The 17,910-nt window shown below is 64.3% G+C and carries 17 protein-coding genes and 1 pseudogene; 10 read left to right on the top strand and 8 right to left on the bottom strand.

What is annotated here, in order from left to right:
• Positions 1 to 67: 67 nt before the first annotated feature.
• The gene (locus ACHMW6_RS04320; protein WP_395405856.1) at positions 68 to 1,114 is read right to left on the bottom strand and encodes a DUF475 domain-containing protein; all 1,047 of its coding nucleotides are present in this window, start codon (positions 1,112 to 1,114) and stop codon (positions 68 to 70) included.
• 101 nt (positions 1,115 to 1,215) lie between these two features.
• Between ACHMW6_RS04320 and nhaR the strand changes: the two genes are divergently transcribed.
• Positions 1,216 to 2,112 carry a transcriptional activator NhaR gene (nhaR, locus tag ACHMW6_RS04315; protein WP_395405854.1) on the top strand — a complete coding sequence of 299 codons (897 nt, stop codon included), beginning with the start codon at positions 1,216 to 1,218 and terminating at the stop codon, positions 2,110 to 2,112.
• Here nhaR and ACHMW6_RS04310 read toward each other — a convergent pair.
• A complete protein-coding gene (locus ACHMW6_RS04310; RefSeq protein WP_395405852.1) occupies positions 2,109 to 2,801 on the bottom strand; it encodes a CerR family C-terminal domain-containing protein in 693 nt (230 codons plus the stop codon). The two genes, nhaR and ACHMW6_RS04310, sit on opposite strands and share 4 nt — an antisense overlap.
• 115 nt (positions 2,802 to 2,916) lie before the next feature.
• On the opposite strand from ACHMW6_RS04310, the gene ACHMW6_RS04305 reads away from it, so the two are divergent.
• The 6 genes from ACHMW6_RS04305 (at position 2,917) to ACHMW6_RS04280 (ending at position 10,883) form a co-directional block, all read left to right on the top strand.
• The gene (locus ACHMW6_RS04305; protein ID WP_395405850.1) at positions 2,917 to 3,903 is read left to right on the top strand and encodes an HlyD family efflux transporter periplasmic adaptor subunit; all 987 of its coding nucleotides are present in this window, start codon (positions 2,917 to 2,919) and stop codon (positions 3,901 to 3,903) included.
• A gap of 4 nt (positions 3,904 to 3,907) precedes the next feature.
• A complete protein-coding gene (locus tag ACHMW6_RS04300) occupies positions 3,908 to 5,662 on the top strand; it encodes an ATP-binding cassette domain-containing protein (protein WP_395405848.1) in 1,755 nt (584 codons plus the stop codon).
• Positions 5,659 to 6,816 (top strand): ABC transporter permease, encoded by a 1,158-nt coding sequence (locus ACHMW6_RS04295; protein WP_395405846.1) that lies wholly within the window; start codon positions 5,659 to 5,661, stop codon positions 6,814 to 6,816. Before ACHMW6_RS04300 ends, ACHMW6_RS04295 begins: the two co-directional genes overlap by 4 nt.
• 7 nt (positions 6,817 to 6,823) lie before the next feature.
• A complete protein-coding gene (locus ACHMW6_RS04290; protein ID WP_395405844.1) occupies positions 6,824 to 7,954 on the top strand; it encodes an ABC transporter permease in 1,131 nt (376 codons plus the stop codon).
• A gap of 14 nt (positions 7,955 to 7,968) precedes the next feature.
• Positions 7,969 to 9,429 (top strand): efflux transporter outer membrane subunit, encoded by a 1,461-nt coding sequence (locus tag ACHMW6_RS04285; protein WP_395405842.1) that lies wholly within the window; start codon positions 7,969 to 7,971, stop codon positions 9,427 to 9,429.
• A 116-nt stretch (positions 9,430 to 9,545) separates the two neighbouring features.
• Positions 9,546 to 10,883 carry a hemolysin family protein gene (locus tag ACHMW6_RS04280; protein ID WP_395405840.1) on the top strand — a complete coding sequence of 446 codons (1,338 nt, stop codon included), beginning with the start codon at positions 9,546 to 9,548 and terminating at the stop codon, positions 10,881 to 10,883.
• A 1-nt stretch (position 10,884) separates the two neighbouring features.
• Here ACHMW6_RS04280 and ACHMW6_RS04275 read toward each other — a convergent pair whose 3' ends face one another.
• Positions 10,885 to 11,934 (bottom strand): AI-2E family transporter, encoded by a 1,050-nt coding sequence (locus ACHMW6_RS04275; RefSeq protein ID WP_395405838.1) that lies wholly within the window; start codon positions 11,932 to 11,934, stop codon positions 10,885 to 10,887.
• A gap of 103 nt (positions 11,935 to 12,037) precedes the next feature.
• On the opposite strand from ACHMW6_RS04275, the gene ACHMW6_RS04270 reads away from it, so the two are divergent.
• Entirely contained in the window at positions 12,038 to 12,826 is a 789-nt protein-coding gene (locus ACHMW6_RS04270) for an SDR family NAD(P)-dependent oxidoreductase (protein ID WP_395405836.1), read from the top strand.
• Positions 12,827 to 12,863: 37 nt separating this feature from the next.
• Entirely contained in the window at positions 12,864 to 13,760 is an 897-nt protein-coding gene (locus ACHMW6_RS04265) for a DMT family transporter (RefSeq protein WP_395405834.1), read from the top strand.
• Here ACHMW6_RS04265 and ACHMW6_RS04260 read toward each other — a convergent pair.
• The 5 genes and pseudogenes from ACHMW6_RS04260 to ACHMW6_RS04240 all read right to left on the bottom strand — a co-directional run bounded on the left by ACHMW6_RS04260 (position 13,729) and on the right by ACHMW6_RS04240 (position 17,655).
• Positions 13,729 to 14,304, bottom strand: a complete 576-nt coding sequence (locus ACHMW6_RS04260; protein WP_395405832.1) for an SCO family protein — start codon at positions 14,302 to 14,304, stop codon at positions 13,729 to 13,731. The two genes, ACHMW6_RS04265 and ACHMW6_RS04260, sit on opposite strands and share 32 nt — an antisense overlap.
• A 6-nt stretch (positions 14,305 to 14,310) precedes the next feature.
• A complete protein-coding gene (gene cyoE, locus ACHMW6_RS04255; protein ID WP_395405830.1) occupies positions 14,311 to 15,204 on the bottom strand; it encodes a heme o synthase in 894 nt (297 codons plus the stop codon).
• Positions 15,205 to 16,302 (bottom strand): heme A synthase, encoded by a 1,098-nt coding sequence (locus ACHMW6_RS04250; RefSeq protein ID WP_395408525.1) that lies wholly within the window; start codon positions 16,300 to 16,302, stop codon positions 15,205 to 15,207.
• Between the two features lie 613 nt (positions 16,303 to 16,915).
• Positions 16,916 to 17,543, bottom strand: a pseudogene (locus tag ACHMW6_RS04245) (SURF1 family protein).
• Positions 17,443 to 17,655, bottom strand: coding sequence for a hypothetical protein (locus ACHMW6_RS04240; RefSeq protein WP_395408809.1), 213 nt, complete (start codon positions 17,653 to 17,655; stop codon positions 17,443 to 17,445). Before ACHMW6_RS04240 ends, ACHMW6_RS04245 begins: the two are co-directional and overlap by 101 nt.
• A gap of 41 nt (positions 17,656 to 17,696) precedes the next feature.
• Between ACHMW6_RS04240 and ACHMW6_RS04235 the strand changes: the two genes are divergently transcribed.
• Entirely contained in the window at positions 17,697 to 17,906 is a 210-nt protein-coding gene (locus ACHMW6_RS04235; RefSeq protein WP_395405828.1) for a twin transmembrane helix small protein, read from the top strand.
• The last annotated feature ends 4 nt before the right edge of the window (positions 17,907 to 17,910 follow it).

Here is a 17,910-nt window from a genome sequence, read left to right as displayed (position 1 = left end):
TCTCCTATTGAGTAAGACACCTTGCATGCGCGGCGGGCCGGTGTCCAATGAGCACGCCGCGTTTTCCTTACTGGCCCAACGCCAGCTGATGCTTTCGCTTGTACTGGATCGAGGACCACAGCGACCCCACGATGAAGGCCACGCCAATCAGGCCGGTCACTACTTCAGGGATGTGGAACTTCATACTCGCCAGCATGATCACTGCCAGGATGCCGATCGCATAGTGCGCGCCGTGCTCCAGGTAGACGTATTGATCCAGCGTGCCTTTGTGCACCAGGTAGACCGTCATCGAACGCACGAACATCGCGCCAATGGCCAGGCCCAGCATGATGATCACGACGTCGCTGGTGATGGCGAACGCGCCGATCACGCCGTCAAAGCTGAACGATGCATCCAGCACTTCCAGGTAGAGGAAGCCGCCGATACCGCCACGCTTGACCATATCGCCCACGTTGCCGCCGGTCTCCTCTTCCTTCTCCAGGAAGCTGGACAGCGCATCCACGCCCACATAAATCAGTACGCCCCAGATACCCGAGATCAGCACAACCATCTTCTGCGCTTCATCGACGATGGACAGGCTGCCCAGCAGCACGCCCAGCGCGATCATCACGGCGATCGAGGACACCTTGCCCAGCGCGCCGAGCTTGCGCTCGAAATGGCCCAGCCAGTGCAGTTCCTTCTCGTGGTCCAGGATGAAGTTCAGGAACACCATCAGCAGGAACATGCCGCCGAATGCCGCCACCTCGGCGTGGTGGTTGGTCAGGTGCGTCGAGAAGCCTTTCGGGTCGTTCAGCGCCAGGTTCCAGACATCGGGAATGCTCAGGTCAGCCGCCACCGCCACGATCACCAGCGGGAATACCAGGCGCATGCCGAACACCGCGATGATGATGCCCAGGCCCAGAAACAGCTTTTGCCAGAACGCGTCCCAGGTCTTCAGCACGGAGGCGTTGACCACCGCATTGTCGAAGGACAGCGAAACTTCCATCACGCCCAGAATGAGGGCGATCCAGAGCGCGGAAAGCGCGCCCGTAATGCCCGTGTGTTGGTAACCCCACCAGCCTGCCGCGACAAGACAGACCAGGGTCACCAGGAATGAAATCCTGAAATGCTTCATCGTGAAACCCCTTCTTGTTGATGTACAGGGGCGAGTGTAAAGAAAACCATGGAATAGAAAAATGGAAGATAATTGGACGATTACTTCGTAAAAACCGAACCATGAAAACTACCGGCCTGAATTTCCGCCACCTTTACTTCTTCCGCGTGGTGGCCGCCGAGGGCAGCGTGACGCGCGCCGCCGAGCGCCTCGGCCTGGCCATCCAGACCGTCAGCACCCAGATCCAGGCGCTGGAGCAATCGATAGGGAAGTCGCTGCTGACCCAGCAGGGACGCCGCCTGGTGCCGACGGAAGCGGGCCGCGTGGCGCTGACGTATGCGGAAGAGATCTTCGAACTGGGCGACCGCATGCAGGAAGCGCTGGAAGATGTGGATGCGGGGAAGATGAGATTGACGGTGGGCATTTCGGATTCCCTGCCCAAGCTGATCGCCTTCCGCCTGCTGCAGGCCACCCAGGTGCTGGACAAGCAGGTCAAGCTGGTCTGCATGGAAGATGAATTCGATTCCCTGCTGGCGGACCTCGCCCTGCACAAGCTGGACGTGGTGCTGACCGACCGCTCGGTGCGGGCCACTGCCAGCCTGCGCGTCTTCAGTCACTTGCTGGCTGAAAGCGAAATGAAGCTGTTCGGCACCGGCAAGCTGGCGCGCAAGTACAGCAAAAACTTCCCGCACAGCCTGCAGGGCGCTCCGCTGCTGCTGCCCACCCGCAATAACGCCCTGCGTGGCCGCATCGACGCCTGGCTGCTGCAGCATGGCGTGCGGCCGGATATCGTGGGAGAGTTCGAGGATAACGCGATGCTGAGCACCTTCGGCCGCAACGGCATGGGCCTGTTCTTCGCGCCTGCCGCCCTGGCCGAGGATGTGGAAGACCAGTACGGCGCGGTGGAGGTTGGCGCCGTGCCCGAGCTGCGCGAGCAGTTCTACGCAATCTCAAGCGAGCGCCGCATCCGCCATCCGGCCGTGGAAGCCATCCTGGCGGCGGCGCACCAGCTCACTTAAGCGATTTTCTGCGCCTGCGACTTGTGATGGGCGCCCAGCGCGCCCAGCCCGGCCAGCGCATAACGGACCATGTCCGCCGCCACCGCGTCAGGTTCGTCGCTGATGGCCGGGAAGAGTTTTTCGCGCATGGCCTGCGGCGCCATCAACAGGCCCAGGCAGGGCGACATCAGGAAGAACAGCCCGCGCTGCAGTCCCGGGCTGCCAATGGGCAGGCCGATGATTTCGGACACCAGCCCCAGCATCACCATCGCCTTTGGCGCGATTGCCTGGTGCACCAGCGCCGGCGCATGAACGGTCGGCGACATCAGCTCACGCAGCACAACTTTTGCGCCCCAGTGCGCGTGCTTGCCCACGGCCCGGCGCACAATACCACCCAGTATCATGGCCAGCTTGTCCTCAGCCGGAATATCCTGGGACGTGATGGCCTGCATGTCTTCCAGTTTCAGCAGGTAGTGGTGGGCCTCCACCAGCACGGCCTCGTAAAGCTGGCCGCGGCCGCCGAAGTGGTAATTGACCGCCGCCATATTGGCGCCGGCACGGGTACAGATTTCCTTGCTGGTGGCGTCGGCAAAGCCCCGCTCGGCAAATACTTGCCCCGCAACATCGAGCAGATGCTGTTTTGTTGCATCGCCGTCCTGGCGCGTTCCCCGCGTTGGGACAGCTTCTGATTTTCGAATGGAAGTCGCCATGGCACGCATTGTAGGTCCTACAGTAAAAGATAGCACGCGACGCAAATAATTCTAATTAAAATTTGAATTTGAACGTACAATAAAGTGGCATTCCCGCCGCACATGAGGTTTCATCATGAACAAGAAAGTCGCCGTCCTCGCTGTAATCGCCGTCTCCGCCTGCGCTGCCCTCGCCTGGTACCTCACCCGCCCCGCCGACAACGGCAAAGATCTTGTCCTGTATGGCAACGTTGATCTGAGACAAGTTTCACTCGCCTTCAATGGCAGCGAACGCATCGCAAAGCTGAATGTGGAAGAAGGACAGCACGTGAACGCCGGCGACGTGCTCGGCGAACTGGACACCAAGACCCTGACCCTGCGCCTGGCGCAGTCGCGCGCCCAGGCCGCCGCCCAGGAACAGGTGCTGGCCCGACTGAAAGCCGGCAGCCGCCCCGAGGAACTGGCCCAGGCCAAGGCGCGCACCACCCAGATGCAGGCGGATGCCGACCTGGCCCGCCAGCAGCTCGAACGCGTCCAGTCCGTGTCCAGGGAGAGCAATGGCCGCGCCGTCAGCCAGCAGGATATCGACAACGCCCAGGGCAAGCTGAAAGCCGCCCTCGCCCAATTGGATGCGGCCCGCAAATCCCAGGAACTGGTGCACAACGGCCCGCGCCGCGAGGACATCGCCCAGGCCCAGGCCCAGCTCGACGCCGCCCGCGCCGACATCGCCGTACTCGAACACCAGCTCTCCGAGGCCCAGCTGAAAGCGCCCGTCAACGCCGTGGTGCGCGCCCGCCTGATGGAGCCGGGCGACATGGCCGCGCCCCAGCGCCCCGTCTACACCCTGGCCATCGCCAATCCGAAATGGGTGCGCACCTATGTGAAGGAAACGGACCTGGGCCGCATCAAGCCGGGCATGGCCGCCTCCATCCGCATCGACAGCCAGCAGGAACCCATCGCCGGCAAGATCGGCTACATCTCCTCGGTGGCGGAATTCACGCCCAAGACCGTGCAGACCGAGGACCTGCGCACGGCCCTCGTCTACGAAGTGCGCGTGCTGGCCGACGACAAGGCCGACCGCCTGCGCATGGGCATGCCCGCCACCGTCCGCATCGTGCAGTGACATCATGGCCGCGCCAGACACCGGCTTCGCCCTGCAGGGGCAAGGCCTGAGCAAGCGATTCATCGTCAAGGAATCGAAGCAGGAAATCACGGCCCTCAGCGGCGTAACGCTGACGGTGCCCACCGGCGCGCTGACCGCCCTCGTGGGTCCGGACGGCGCGGGCAAGACCACGCTGCTGCGCATGGTGGCGGGCTTGCTGAAACCCAGCGAAGGCCAGCTCACCGTGCTGGGCTTCGACGTGGCCGCCAATCCGCAGGCGGTGCAGGACCGCATCAGCTATATGCCGCAGCGCTTCGGCCTGTACGAGGACCTGAGCGTGCAGGAGAACATGGACCTGTATGCGGACCTGCACGGCGTGCCGAAAGCCGAGCGCGCAAAGCGCTTCGAACGCTTGCTGCATATGACCGACCTGGGGCGCTTCACGGACCGTCCCGCGGGCAAGCTCTCCGGCGGCATGAAGCAGAAGCTGGGCCTGGCCTGCACGCTGGTGCGCTCGCCGCAACTGCTGCTGCTGGACGAACCCACCGTTGGCGTGGACCCGCTGTCGCGCCGCGAACTGTGGGACATTGTGCAGCAGCTGGTGAATGAGGAAAAGCTGAGCGTGATCGTCTCGACTTCCTATATGGACGAAGCGGAGCGCTGCGCCCAGGTCTTCGTGATGCACGATGGCCGCGTGCTGGCTTCCGGCTCGCCCGCGGAAATCCGCCAGCGCGCCGATGGCTTGTGCTATGTGGCCGCGCCGCCCGCGCCCATGACCGCCCGCACCCTGCAGGCGCGCCTGATCGACGACCATGCCCACATCATCGACGCCGTGCCGGAAGGCGGCCATGTACGCTTCATCCGCCGCGCCGACGCGCCGGACGCCACCATCTCCACCCTGCTCGGCAACGCGGCGCCGCAACCGGCGCCAGCGCGCCTGGAAGACGGCTTCATGATGGTGCTGCGCGGTGAGCCGGCAAAGTCCGCCGATCACGCCGCCGCGCCGCTGACGCGTGTCGACGCCTCGAATGGCGAAGGTCCTGTGATCGAGGTGAAGGACCTGGTGCGCAAATTTGGCGACTTCACCGCCGTCGCCAGCACCAGCTTCAGCGTGCGTCGCGGCGAGATCTTCGGCCTGCTTGGCCCCAACGGCGCCGGCAAGACCACCACCTTCCGCATGCTGTGCGGCCTGCTGCCCGCCAGCAGCGGCTTCCTGCAGGTGGCCGGCGTGAACCTGCGCCATGCGCGCGCCCAGGCGCGGCAAAAGATCGGCTACGTGTCGCAGAAGTTTGCCCTGTACGGCAACCTCACCGTCGCCGAAAACCTGGACTTCTTCGGCGGCGCCTACGGCCTGTATGGCGAGCGGCTGAAGCAGCGCACCAGCGCCGTGCTGCAGCAGTTCCAGCTGAAGGGACAGGAGGACATGCCCAGCGGCCAGTTGCCGGGCGGCTTCAAACAGCGCCTGGCGATGGCCGCCGGCCTGCTGCACGAGCCGGGAATCCTTTTCCTGGACGAACCGACCAGCGGCGCCGACCCGCTGGCGCGGCGCGAATTCTGGCGCCGCATTACCGCACTCTCCGAAGCCGGCGTGACGATTGTCGTCACCACCCACTTCATGGAAGAAGCGGAATACTGCGACCGCATCGTGATCCAGGATGCCGGCAAGCTGCTGGCCCTCGGCACGCCGCGCGAAGTGCGCGAGCAGGCCGGCGGCGCACCGGATATGGAGCAAGCCTTCATCTCCATCGTTGAACAGAACCGCAAAGGAGCACGGCAATGAACTCCGGCTTCGCGCGCCGCCTTGTGGCGCTCACTCGCAAGGAATTCCGCCAGCTGCTGCGGGACGCATCCAACCTCGCCATCGGCATCCTGCTGCCCATCGTGCTGATCCTGATCTTCGGCTACGGCCTGTCGCTGGACGTGAAGGATGCGCCGGTCGCCATCGTGATGGAAGACGCATCGCCGACCGCCAACGATGCGGTGGCCGGCCTGCACCTGTCCACCGCCTTCAAGCCCATCGTCGTGCAGTCCATGCACGACGCCCAGCAGCTGATGCTCGAGCGTAAGGTGGACGGGATCGTGCGCATTCCCGCCGACTTCACGCGCAGCCTGAATGCAGGCGGCGCGAAAGTGCAGGTGCTGGTACACGGCGCGGACGCGAGCCGCGCCACCATCATCATGAACTACGCCTCTACCGCGCTCTCGCAGTGGGGCGCGCGCCAGGCCGAACGGGCCGGCGCCACCGCCGCCCGCAACGGCGGCGCGCACGAGACGACGCCCGCCTCGGGCGCGGTCACGGTCGAACAACGCATGTGGTTCAACGCCGCCAACACCAGCACCTGGTACCTCGTCCCCGGCCTGATCGTGCTGATCATGACCCTGGTCGGCGCCTTCCTGACCGCCCTGGTCATGGCGCGCGAATGGGAGCGCGGCACGCTGGAAGCCCTCTTCGTCACGCCCGTGCATCCGGTCGAAATCCTGCTGGCCAAGATCATTCCCTATTTCTGCGTCGGCATGCTGGGCCTCACGCTTTGCCTGCTGGCGGCGCGCTTCCTGTTTGCCGTGCCGATGGAGGGCTCGCTGCTGGTGATCGTGTTCGCCTCCATGCTCTACCTGTTCGTGGCGGTCGGCATGGGCCTGGTGATTTCGTCCGCGACGAAGAACCAGTTCCTCGCCAGCCAGGTAGCGCTACTATCGAGCTTCATGCCTTCGCTGATGCTGTCCGGCTTCCTGTTCGACCTGCGCAATGTGCCGGTCGTAATCCAGATCATCGGCAAGATCCTGCCCGCCACCTACTTCATGGAGCTGATCAAGACACTCTTCCTGGCCGGCGACGTGTGGCCGCTCATCCTGCGCAACTGCGCCATCCTCGCCGGCTACGCCGTGCTGCTGCTCAGCGTAGCGCGCGCCGTCACCCGCAAACAACTCGACTGAGGCTGCCATGCACGCATCATTCATCGCATTCGTCCGGCGCATCGTCAACCTGTGCCGCAAGGAGTTCCTGGCCGTGATCAAGGACCCGAAGAGCAAGGCCATCCTGGTGGTGCCCGCCATCGTGCAAAGCATGCTGTTCGGCTACGCGGCCACCTACGACCTGACCCACGTGCCCTACGCGGTGCAGGATATGAGCCGCAGCGCCGAATCGGCGCGCCTGCTGGCCAAGCTGGAAGCGAGCGGCATCCTGAAACGCGCTGCCGTCGTCGAAACGCCGCAGGAATTGCGCAGCGTGATCGACACGCAAAAGGCGCTGCTGGTGGTCCAGATACCGTCCGATTTCGAACGCCGCCTGTATGCGGGCGAGCAGTCGCCCATTGGCGTGGTGCTGGATGGCCGCAATTCCGATACCGCCGGTTCCGCCGCCGCCTTCGTCGGCAGCGTGGTCGCGAACTTCAACAGCGAATGGCGCACAAGGCACGGCGGCCGCGAACCGCCGCTGCGGGTGGAATCGCGCGCCTGGTACAACCCCAACCTGGAAACGCGCTGGAACCTGATGCCCGGCATGATTGCGGCCCTCAGCATGCTGCAAACCCTGCTGCTGACGGCCCTCTCGGTGGCGCGCGAACGCGAACAAGGCACTTTCGACCAGCTGCTCGTCACGCCGCTGACGCCCACCGACATCATGATCGGCAAGGCCATTCCGCCCATCCTGATCGGCCTCACGCAATCGACGCTGATCCTGCTCGTCACGCGCCTGTGGTTCCAGATTCCGATGGCGGGATCGCTCGTGACCATCTACGCCGGCCTGCTGATGTTCACCATCGCCAGCGTGGGCATCGGGCTGTCGATTTCCGCACTGTCGGCCAATATGCAGCAAGCCATGCTCTACACCTTCGTGCTGCTGATGCCGATGATGCTGCTCTCGGGCCTGACCACGCCGGTGCGCAATATGCCCGAGATCCTGCAGATCGTGACCATGGCCAACCCGCTGCGTTTTGCGATTGAGCTGGTGCAGCGCGTCTACCTGGAAGGCGTCGGACTGCTCACCGTCTGGCACAACCTCATTCCCCTGCTGATCATCGCGGCCGTCACGCTGCCCCTGGCCACCTGGCTGTTCCGCAACCGTCTTGTCTGAACTGGATACGCATCATGAAAAAGCTCCTCATCTGCCTGGCCCTGACCGGCTGCGCCGCCGTTGGCCCCGACTATCATGAACCTGTGCCGGTGGCGCCGGCCACGCTGTCCGACTGGCATGCCGGTTCGGCTGAACTGCTCGATCCGGCACTGCGCAATGGCGGGCCGCAAGCCTATGCGCTGTTTGACGATACGCTCCTGCACTCGCTGCAGGTGCGCGCCATGGAAGCGAACCACGATATCCGCAGCGCCGCCCTGCACTTCGCGCAAAGCCGCATGCAGCGCAATATGAGCGCCAGCGAGCAGGGTCCGCAACTGGGCGCACGCGCCGGCGCCACGCGCCAGCGCACCAGCGAGAAAGGCACGGCCACGCGGCTGATCAATGTGATCGCGCCCAACAACCGCGACATGCTGATCGATACGCTGAGCGATCCTTTCAGCGTCTACTCGGCCGGCTTCGACGCCAGCTGGGAACTGGACCTGTGGGGCCGCGTGCGCCGCAGCGTCGAAGCGGCCGACGCCCACATGGCCGAAGCCAGCGCCGTGCTGCATGACGTGCAATTGGCCGTGGCGGTCGAGGTGGCGCGCAATTACTATGAAACGCGCGCCGCCCAGCGCCAGCAAGCCTTGCTGCGTGCGGACATCGCCGCCGCCGGCGAACTGCTGGAACTCGTGCAGATCCGCAGCCGCGCCGGCATGGCGACGGATCTCGACGTCGAACGCCAGAACGGCCTGCTGGCCGAGCTGCGCGGACGCCTGCCGGGGGCGCTGGAGCAGGAGGCGCAAGCCATCAACCGCCTCACGCTGCTGGTCGGCGCCGCGCCTGGCGCGCTGCAGCCCGAGCTTGCGGGCGGCGCAACAGCGCTGGACGCGCCCTTCGGCCACACGCCCGACCTCGCGCTGGGCATCGCCAGCGAGGTCGTTGCCCGCCGTCCGGACATCCAGTCCGCCGAATCCCGCCTGCACGCAGCCACGGCCCGGATCGGCGTGGCCAAGGCCGACCTTTACCCGCGCATCACGCTGGGCATGTCCTTCGGCCTCGAATCGCTTTCGGGCGGCAAATTCGGCGACTGGGGCAGCCGCCAGTGGTCGGTGGGACCGAGCCTGAGCCTTCCGCTGTTCGACAATGGCCGCCGCCGCGCCACCGTGGAGCTGCGCGAACTGGAACAGCAGGAAGCGGCCGTCAACTACCAGAAGACCGTGCTGCGCGCCTGGCATGAAGTGGATGATGCGCTCAACGCCTACACGGCCGAACGCCAGCGCCAGCTGCAGCTCAAGGCGCGCGAGGACAGCAGCCGCAGCGCGTTGCAGCTGTCCACCACGCGCTACAAACAGGGGTTGAGCGACGCCCTGCCTGTGCTGGACGCCCAGCGCAATCTGCTGGCCGCGCAGCGTGAGCGTATCCAGGGCGAGGCGACGCTGACCCTGCGGCTGCTGGCGATCTGCAAAGTTGCGGGGCTGACGCCGCAGTCGTAAAAAAGGTCGGGGTCTGACCCCGAACTTTGGTTGCAGGGAGGAAAAGTGCGAAAAAAGACAACGCCGGGCGCGGTCGGCTATGATGTCGTTTTTAACTACCCGCCTCAGCGCGCGTCATGCACAACCTATTGCTTGTCCTGTTTGCCCTTTTCCTCGTAGCCCTCAACGGATTCTATGTGGCGGCCGAATTCGGCATCGTCACCCTGCGCCGCACCCGCGTGCGCGCCATCGCCAAGACCTACGGATTGCGCGGCCGCATCCTGTCCAAGGTCCACTCGCAACTGGACGCATACCTCTCCGCCTGCCAGTTGGGCATCACGCTGGCCTCCCTCGGCCTTGGCTGGATCGGTGAACCGGCCTTCGCCGGCCTGCTCGAACCGCTGCTGGGCTTTATCGGCATCGTATCGCAGGAAGTCATCCACGGTATTTCCTTCGTTTTCGCCTTCGTCACGATCTCCTTCCTGCACATCGTGGTGGGCGAACTGGCGCCGAAGTCGCTGGCCATCCGTATTCCTGAATCGGTGGCGCTGTGGACCGCCGTTCCGCTGTACGCCTTCTATTGGATGATGTATCCCGCCATCTGGGTGCTGAACGAGAGCGCCAATTTTGTGCTGCGCCTGGCCGGCCTGAGCTCCGCCGGTGGCCACGAATCGCACTACTCGACGGAAGAACTGAAACTGATCCTGCGCACCAGCCAGCCGGGCGAAACCTTCGACAAGGACGAGCGCAACGTGCTGGCGAACTCGCTGGACTTCTCGCAGCTGCGCGTGTCCGACCTGATGCGCCCCGTGAATGAAGTGATCGCGCTGTATGCCTCGCAATCGGTGGAGGAAAACCTGCAGACCGTCGTGCGCAACCGCTTCAGCCGCTATCCCTATTTCGACGAATCGGGCAACAACGTGCTGGGCGTGGTGCACCTGAAGGACCTGTTCTTTGCCCAGCAGTCCGGCAAACCGATTAAATCGTTTACACCATTCCTGCGGCCGGTGGACACCTACTCCGCGCGCACCCTGGCGCTGGAACTGTTCCGCCGCTTCAAAGACGGCGCGCCGCACTTTGCCCTGATCGGCGAAAAGGGCAAGCGCCCCGTGGGCTTCCTCACGCTGGACAATCTGCTGGGCGCCATGGTCGGCGAAATCCACGACGAATTCCGCCTCAACGAAAACGATTGGCTGAAGCAGGAAGACGGCTCCCTGGTCGGCAAGGCCAGCCTGCCCATCTTCTCGCTGGAGCGCACGCTGGGCATCGATATCGAGAATGAGGAACTGGGCCTGGAGGAAGTCGAATCGGTGGGCGGCCTCGTGATGCTGAAGCTGGGCGACATCCCGAAACAGGGCCAGCGCGTCGACTTCAAGTACTTCGACGTGGTGGTCAAGAAGATGAACGGCCCCCGCATCCTGCTGGTCAAAGTCATTCCGCGCCAGGTCGTGCCCGCGGCCGACGAACTGGACTGAATCAGCGCGGCGTGACTGGATTCACATTGGTCCAGTTGCGCAGCAGGCCAAGCGCGACGGCCAGCAGCGTCGGGCCGATGAACAAGCCCACGAAGCCGAAGGCCAGCACGCCGCCCATCACGCCCAGCAGCACCAGCAGGAATGGCAGGCTGGAACCGCGGCTGATCAGCATGGGCTTGACCACGTTGTCGACGCCGCTGATCGCCACCAGGCCGTAGATGATCATGAAGATGCCCCAGCCCGTGCTGCCCTGGTTGAACAGCCAGATTGCCGCGCCGCCCCAGATCAGCGGCGGACCGACGGGGACCAGCGAAAACAGGAAGGTGGCCACGGCCAGCAGCGCCACACCCGGCACGCCCGCAATCAGGAAGCCGACAGCTGCCACCGCCGCCTGCGCCAGCGCCGTGCCGAGCAGGCCGTACATCACGCCGCTGACGGTGCGGCTCACCGTTTCGCCCACTTCGGCCGCATGCTCGCCCATGATCTTGCCCATGCCAACGTTCAGCGCCGCCACGATGGACGCGCCGTCACGATAGAGGAAGAAGGCTACGAAGGCGGCCAGGCTGACCTGGGCCAGTCCGCTGCCCAGCACAATACCGCTGTTCAGCAGGAAGGTTCGCGCGGGATCGATATAGCGCTTGGCCAGCGCCACCAGCTCCTCGCGGCTGTGCAGAATGCGGTTCACATAGGCATCCACGGATTCGCCCACCATGGGAATCTGCTTCAGCCACGCAGGCGGTTCGATCGTGCCTGCCTCCAGCGACTCTTTGATCGCGTGGTAGTACTCGCCCGCATTGTCGGCGATGTTCCAGGTTACGAGTGCCAGCGGCAGCAGGATCACAAAGATCAGCGATGTCGTCATCACCGCCGCCGCCAGCGTCCGGCGCTGCTTCATCTTGCCCAGCAGCTTCAGGTACAGCGGCCAGCTGGAGATCGCAATACAGGCGGCAAACAGCATGCCGCCGAAAAATGGCCGGAGCACATACAGGCAGCCAACCGTTAATCCAACGATGGCCGCCAGGCGCGAATAGGGTTCGAAGCGTTTTTCCATATGCGCAAGCTTATCAGGAAAGCATAGGATTAAACATGCATTTTACTTGCATGTTTATGAGCACGGCGCTACACTTCTCCCGTCAAATTTACGAAAGGACATCATGAGCAACGCAAATGGATTTGCAGTAGTTACCGGCGCCTCGAAGGGCATGGGCGCAGTCTTCGCACAGCGCCTGGCACGGCGTGGACACGACCTCCTGCTGGTAGCTCGCAGTGCCGGCGAGCTGGAGGCACTTGCCGCCGACCTGCGAGCAACAACCGGCCGCCGCGTCGAGATCGCGGCAGTGGACCTGACCGACAGCGCCCACCTGCTGCGACTGAAAGAAATGCTGCGCGCACGCAGCGACATTGCGGTCCTGGTCAACAACGCCGGCGTAGGCTCCGTGGCGCCGCTGCTGAACGCCAACGTGGACGATATGGAACGCATGATCGCGCTCAACGTGACCGCGCTGACCAGGCTGACTTATGCCGTGGTCCCGCAAATGGCGGCGCGCGGCGCGGGCACGGTGATCAATGTGTCGTCCATTGTGGCGATTGCCACCGAGATGATGAATGGCGTTTATGGCGCCAGCAAATCCTATGTGCTCGCATTCACCCAGTCGCTGCAGCATGAGCTGGCGCAAAGCGGTATCCGCGTGCAGGCTGTCCTGCCGGGCGTTACCGCCACGCCGTTCTGGGACACGCTGGGCCACCCGCTCAGCAATCTGCCGGCGCAAATCATCATGAGCGTGGGAGATCTGGTCGATGCCTCGCTGGCAGGCCTGGACCAGGGTGAAGTCGTCACCATCCCCGGCCTGCACGACGTTGAGCAATGGAACGCCCACGAAGCCGCACGCCGCGCGCTCGCAACCCAATTCGGCAACGCCCGCCCGGCCGCGCGTTACGGCTGACGAAGTCGCCCTGCTGCGCCGGTCTATACTTCCGGTCATGACGACTCATCGAAGCGCGCTTACCCTGGCGCATATCGCAGCGGTCCTGTTCGGCCTCACCGGTGTTTTCGGTGCGCTGATCCGCGCCGACGCCACCGTGATCACCTTCGGCCGCGCCGCTTATGCCGTGGGCGCGCTGGCGATGGTTGCTGGGCTGCGCAAGCGCCCCCTGCTGCGTCTGGGCGTACGACAGGCCGGCGTGCTCGCGGCAACGGGAGTGCTGCTGGCCGCGCACTGGGTCACTTTCTTCATCGCCGTGAAAGTGGGCGGAGTCGCGGTGGCGACGCTGGGCTTTGCTAGCTTCCCCGCCTTCATCGCCCTGCTGGACGTGGCCGTCTTCCGCGAGCGCATCGGCGCCTCCGAGGGATTGCTGCTGGCCTTTGTCTCGGCCGGACTGGTGCTGGTCACGCCCTCCTTTGACTTCGGTGACCGGGGCACCGTCGGCCTGATCTGGGGCCTCGCTTCGGGCCTGACGTTTGCGCTGCTGGCGATGACCAACCGCCGCGCCACGCGGGGCACGGACGCGATGCAGGTGGCGTTCTGGCAGAACGTGGTGGTCGCGCTGGTCCTCTCCCCTTTTGCAGCGGGGAAGCTCGGCGCGCCCGCGCCGGTCGACTGGTTCTATCTGGGCTTGCTCGGCGTGTTCTGCACCGGGCTGGCGCAATACCTGTTCGTGAAGAGCCTGGACGGCTTGAGCGCCCGCAGTGCGGGCATGATCATCGCGCTCGAACCGGTCTACGCGATCGCCTGCGCCTGGTGGCTGTTCGGCGAGAGGCCGTCACTGCGCATGCTGGCCGGCGCGGCGCTGATCATCCTCGCCATCATCCTGTCCGCACGCGGCAAACAGGAACCGCTGCCGTCTCTCAGGACAGAAGCAGCTTCAGGTCGTGAGTGATGGGCGCCGAGCCCTGGCCGTGACGCAGGAAGAGGCGGATCTTGCCCTGCTTGTCGAAGACATAGCTGCCGGCCGTGTGGTCGATGGTATAGCTGTCGGGAGTCTTGCCCGGCACTTTCTGGTAAAAGACCTTGAACTCTTTCGCGGTCGCGGCGATCTGCTCGGGAGTGCCGTACAGGCCGACGAAGCGCTTGTCGAAGCTCGGCACGTACTGGGCCAGCAGCTCCTTGGTGTCGCGCTCGGGGTCCAGGGTGGCGAACAGCACCTGCACCTGGTCGGCCTGCGGGCCGAGCTCCTTCATCACGCCGGCCATTTCAGCCATCGTGGTCGGGCATACGTCCGGGCACTGGGTGAAGCCGAAGAACAGCACTACGACCTTGCCTTTGTAGCTGTCCAGCGTGACCGGCTTGCCGGTGTGGTCGTTCAGCGCGAAGCCCTTGGCGTAATCGAGGCCGGTGAGGTCGGTGTTTTCAAACTTGAGCTGCTTCTCGCCGCAGCCGACCAGGGCCGCCAGCATCAACAGTGCCGCGAACAGTTTTTTCATAACGAATCAGAACTTGAAGTAGTGGTCGACCAGCAGCGCAGCAAACAGCAGCGACAAATAGATGATGGACCAGGTGAAGGCCTTGCGTGCCACGATGTCCGAATAGTGGCGGTAGATCTGCCAGCCGTAGTACAAGAATACCGCGTTCAGGCCAATCGCGCTGACGAGGTAAATCAGCCCGCTCATTTTCACGGCGAAGGGCAGCAGCGTGGTCGCCGCCAGCGCGATCGAGTACAGCCAGATGTGGAAGGCGGTGAAGCCCAGGCCGTGCGTCACAGGCAGCATGGGGAGGCCGGACTTGGCGTAATCGTCGCGGCGGTACATGGCCAGCGCCCAGAAGTGCGGCGGGGTCCAGACGAAGATGATCAGCACCAGCAGCCATGCCTGCATCGGCACGTCGTTGGCGACGGCCGCCCAGCCCAGCGCCGGCGGCATGGCGCCGGACAGGCCGCCGATCACGATATTCTGCGGCGTGGCCGGTTTCAGCAGCATCGTGTAGATGACCGCATAGCCGACAAAGGTGACAAAGGTCAGCCACATGGTCAGCGGATTGACCATCTCGTGCAGGATGTACATGCCGATGCCGCCGATGACGGCCGCGAACACGACGGTCTGCTTCACCGTGATATCGCCCAGCGCCATCGGGCGACGCGCGGTGCGCGCCATGCGGGCGTCGATCTCGCGCTCGGCCAGGCAGTTGACGGCAAAGGCGGCGCCGGCCAGCAGCCAGATGCCGATCGTGGCCGCAATGACAACACGCCAGTCGGGCATGCCGTCCGTGGCGAGGAACATGCCGATCACGGCGCAGAACACGGCCAGCTGCGTCACGCGCGGCTTGGTCAGCGCCATGTACTGGGCAATGCGGCTGTTCGATTTCAGGGTGGCAGTACGGGTCGTCATTTAATAGGTGCGTGTGGGTGCTGCAAGAAACTTAGCCCGATAGTTTAACATGGTCAGTAACAGCACGAGTCCGGCCGCTCCGGCGTTGTGGACCACGGCAATCGCCAGGGGGAAGTTCAGGTAAATGGTGGCCAGGCCGCTGGCGAATTGCAAAGCCAGCAAGGCAAAGATCCAGGTCGACACCGTGCGCAGGCCCGTCACGCGCCAGGCCCGGTAGGCCGTATAGCCCAGCACGAGGATTACCACAAAGGCAAAATTGCGGTGCACCCAATGGATGGCCGTCAGCGCTGAAAACGGCAGGTAATGGCCGGCGGCCGTCTTGCCCAGTTCACGCCACAGGTGGAAGCCGTGTTCGAAGTCCATGTCCGGCACCAGCTTGCCGCCGCACAGCGGGAACTCGGTGCAGGCCAGCGTGGCGTAATTGGTGCTGACCCAGGCGCCCAGCGCAAGCTGGGTCACCAGCACCAGGCCGGAGAGGAAGGCCATCCAGCGGATGTGCGGCAGCACATTGATCGGCGCGCCGGACTGGCGCAGCGGTTGCAGCGCCTGGTCCTGGCGGCCGCCGAACCAGGCCAGCATGGCCAGCAGGCCCATGCCCAGCAGCAGGTGGCCGGTCACGATGATCGGCTGCAGCTTCATCGTCACCGTCCAGGCGCCGAATGCGCCCTGCAGGCAGACGAAGAACACCAGCAGGGTCGGATAGCCGGGCGACACGATGCGCCTGAAGGGATTGCGCTTGCGCCACTGCCACCACGACACGCCCGCCATGGCCACAATCAGGATGCCGATCGTCATCGCCAGGTAGCGGTGGATCATTTCGATCCAGGCCTTGACCATCGTCACGGGGCCGGTCGGCATCAGCGTTTCAGCAGCCTTGATTTCCTCGTGCGCCAGGAAGGGGTTGGCCAGGCCGTAGCAGCCGGGCCAGTCCGGGCAACCGAGGCCGGAGTCGGTCAGGCGCGTGAAGGCGCCGAACACGATCAGGTCAAAGGTCAGGAAGACGCCGACCCATACCAGCTTGCGGTATTTGCTGACATCCTTCGAGATCCAAACCATCGACAGCGGCAGCAGCGCAATCAGCAACGCGGTAACGGCCATCTGGGCCAGGGAAACGTGTTGCATGGCTGATCCGATCGCCGAAGCCTTGAGCAGCTTGGCCATATCCTTCTTCACTTTCTGCGGGTCGGCGTTCTTGGGGAAGCGCATCATCAGGTTGCCCAGCGGGTCGATCAGGTAGATATGCTCGTCCAGCTTCGCGCCCTCTTCCACCGGCAGCCATTTGGCGACGGCATCCGCCGGCGCACGCAGCATATGGGTGCCGTCGTTTACGCGCAGCAGCATGGTTTCCAGCGGCTGCTCGTCGGTGATCAGCCAGACGCGCTCAATGCGCTCCATCTCCTTGCCCTGCATGGTGCGCAGCTGGCGCATGGCGAACAGCATGTCCAGGCACTCCTGCTGGCAGTCGGAGCCGCCCACCTTCAGCATGATCCACTTGCCTTTGTAGTCTTCCAGGCGCGCGGGCGTGCCGTCCAGCTGCTTGCTGGCCATCGCCGGGATCGGATACTGGCGCGGGTCGATCAGGGCGCCGTAGTCGTTGCGGCCCTCGGGCTTGATCACGAAATAGGTGAAATAGGAGGCGGCGATCGGCGCGGCGCATACGGCCAGTACGGCAAACATCTTGAAGCGCCCGGAGCGCTGGCGGGAGTCTTGGTTATTGCTGTCCACGTTTCTTGAATCCAGTGAAAACATAGAAGAGGAAGGCCATCGCCGCCAGTGCATACCACTGGAAGGCGTAGCCGCGGTGTTTGTCGATGCCCAGCGAGGGCGCGGGCCAGTCGCGCACGAGCGCGGCGCTGGCCTGCGGCGCGGCGGCGGCCGGTGCGTCCTGCGAGGTCTGTTCGAGCATGACGGGCTGGAATACCAGGCCGCTGGCGGCGGCCATGGCGGCTGCGTCGGCGTTCTGCACGATGGCGCCGGGCGCCAGCTTCACTTCGCCCAGCTGCATCACGTGGCCCGCGTTCAGGCGGGCCGTGCCTTCGATGCTCACGGGACCCGGACGGCGTGTCCACGTGCGGCAGCTTGCTGCGGTCGGCCATGTCGCGCGGCAGCCAGCCGCGCGCCACCAGCACGTGCATATCGCTGCCCGCCAACCTGAAGGGCATCAGCAGGTAGAACCGGCGCGTCCCTGGTAGGGGCGGTTGTCCAGGTACAGCGGCCAGCTGGCGACCCATTCGCCGGTCAGGCGCAGGCGGGCGGAATTCCAGCTCGCCGGCGCGCGCGGGGACGGCGGCCAGCTCCAGCGGCGCGGCGGCGGCGCCGGCCGCCAGTTTGGCCGACAAGGCTTCCTTTTTCATGCGCGCGGCCCGTCTGCCAACGGCCTGCCGCGACGCCGACGGCGACCAGCAGCAGCATGGCGATGAAAGGAACGAGCTTGAAGCGGAAGCTACGCATTACAATGGGAACCTCTTAATACCTGATCCTGGCTGAATAATATGAAATACTTTGTTGCCGTCGCGTTTATCCTGATCATCGGCAGCCTGGCCAGCGCAGTGGTCTTCCTCTTGCGCGGCAAGGGCGGCGACCCGCGCATGGTGCGCGCGCTCGCGATGCGCGTGGGGTTTTCCATCCTGCTCTTCGTTATCATTCTGGTGATGTGGAAGCTGGGTTATATTCAACCGACCGGGATCAGGCGTTACGGGTGATGCA

It is taken from the genome of Pseudoduganella sp. UC29_106, from assembly GCF_044055365.1.
In the GTDB taxonomy this organism is placed as follows: domain Bacteria; phylum Pseudomonadota; class Gammaproteobacteria; order Burkholderiales; family Burkholderiaceae_D; genus Rugamonas.
The sequence above is the reverse complement of the archived record's forward strand: the minus strand, read 5'-3'. Positions and strand labels throughout refer to the sequence as shown.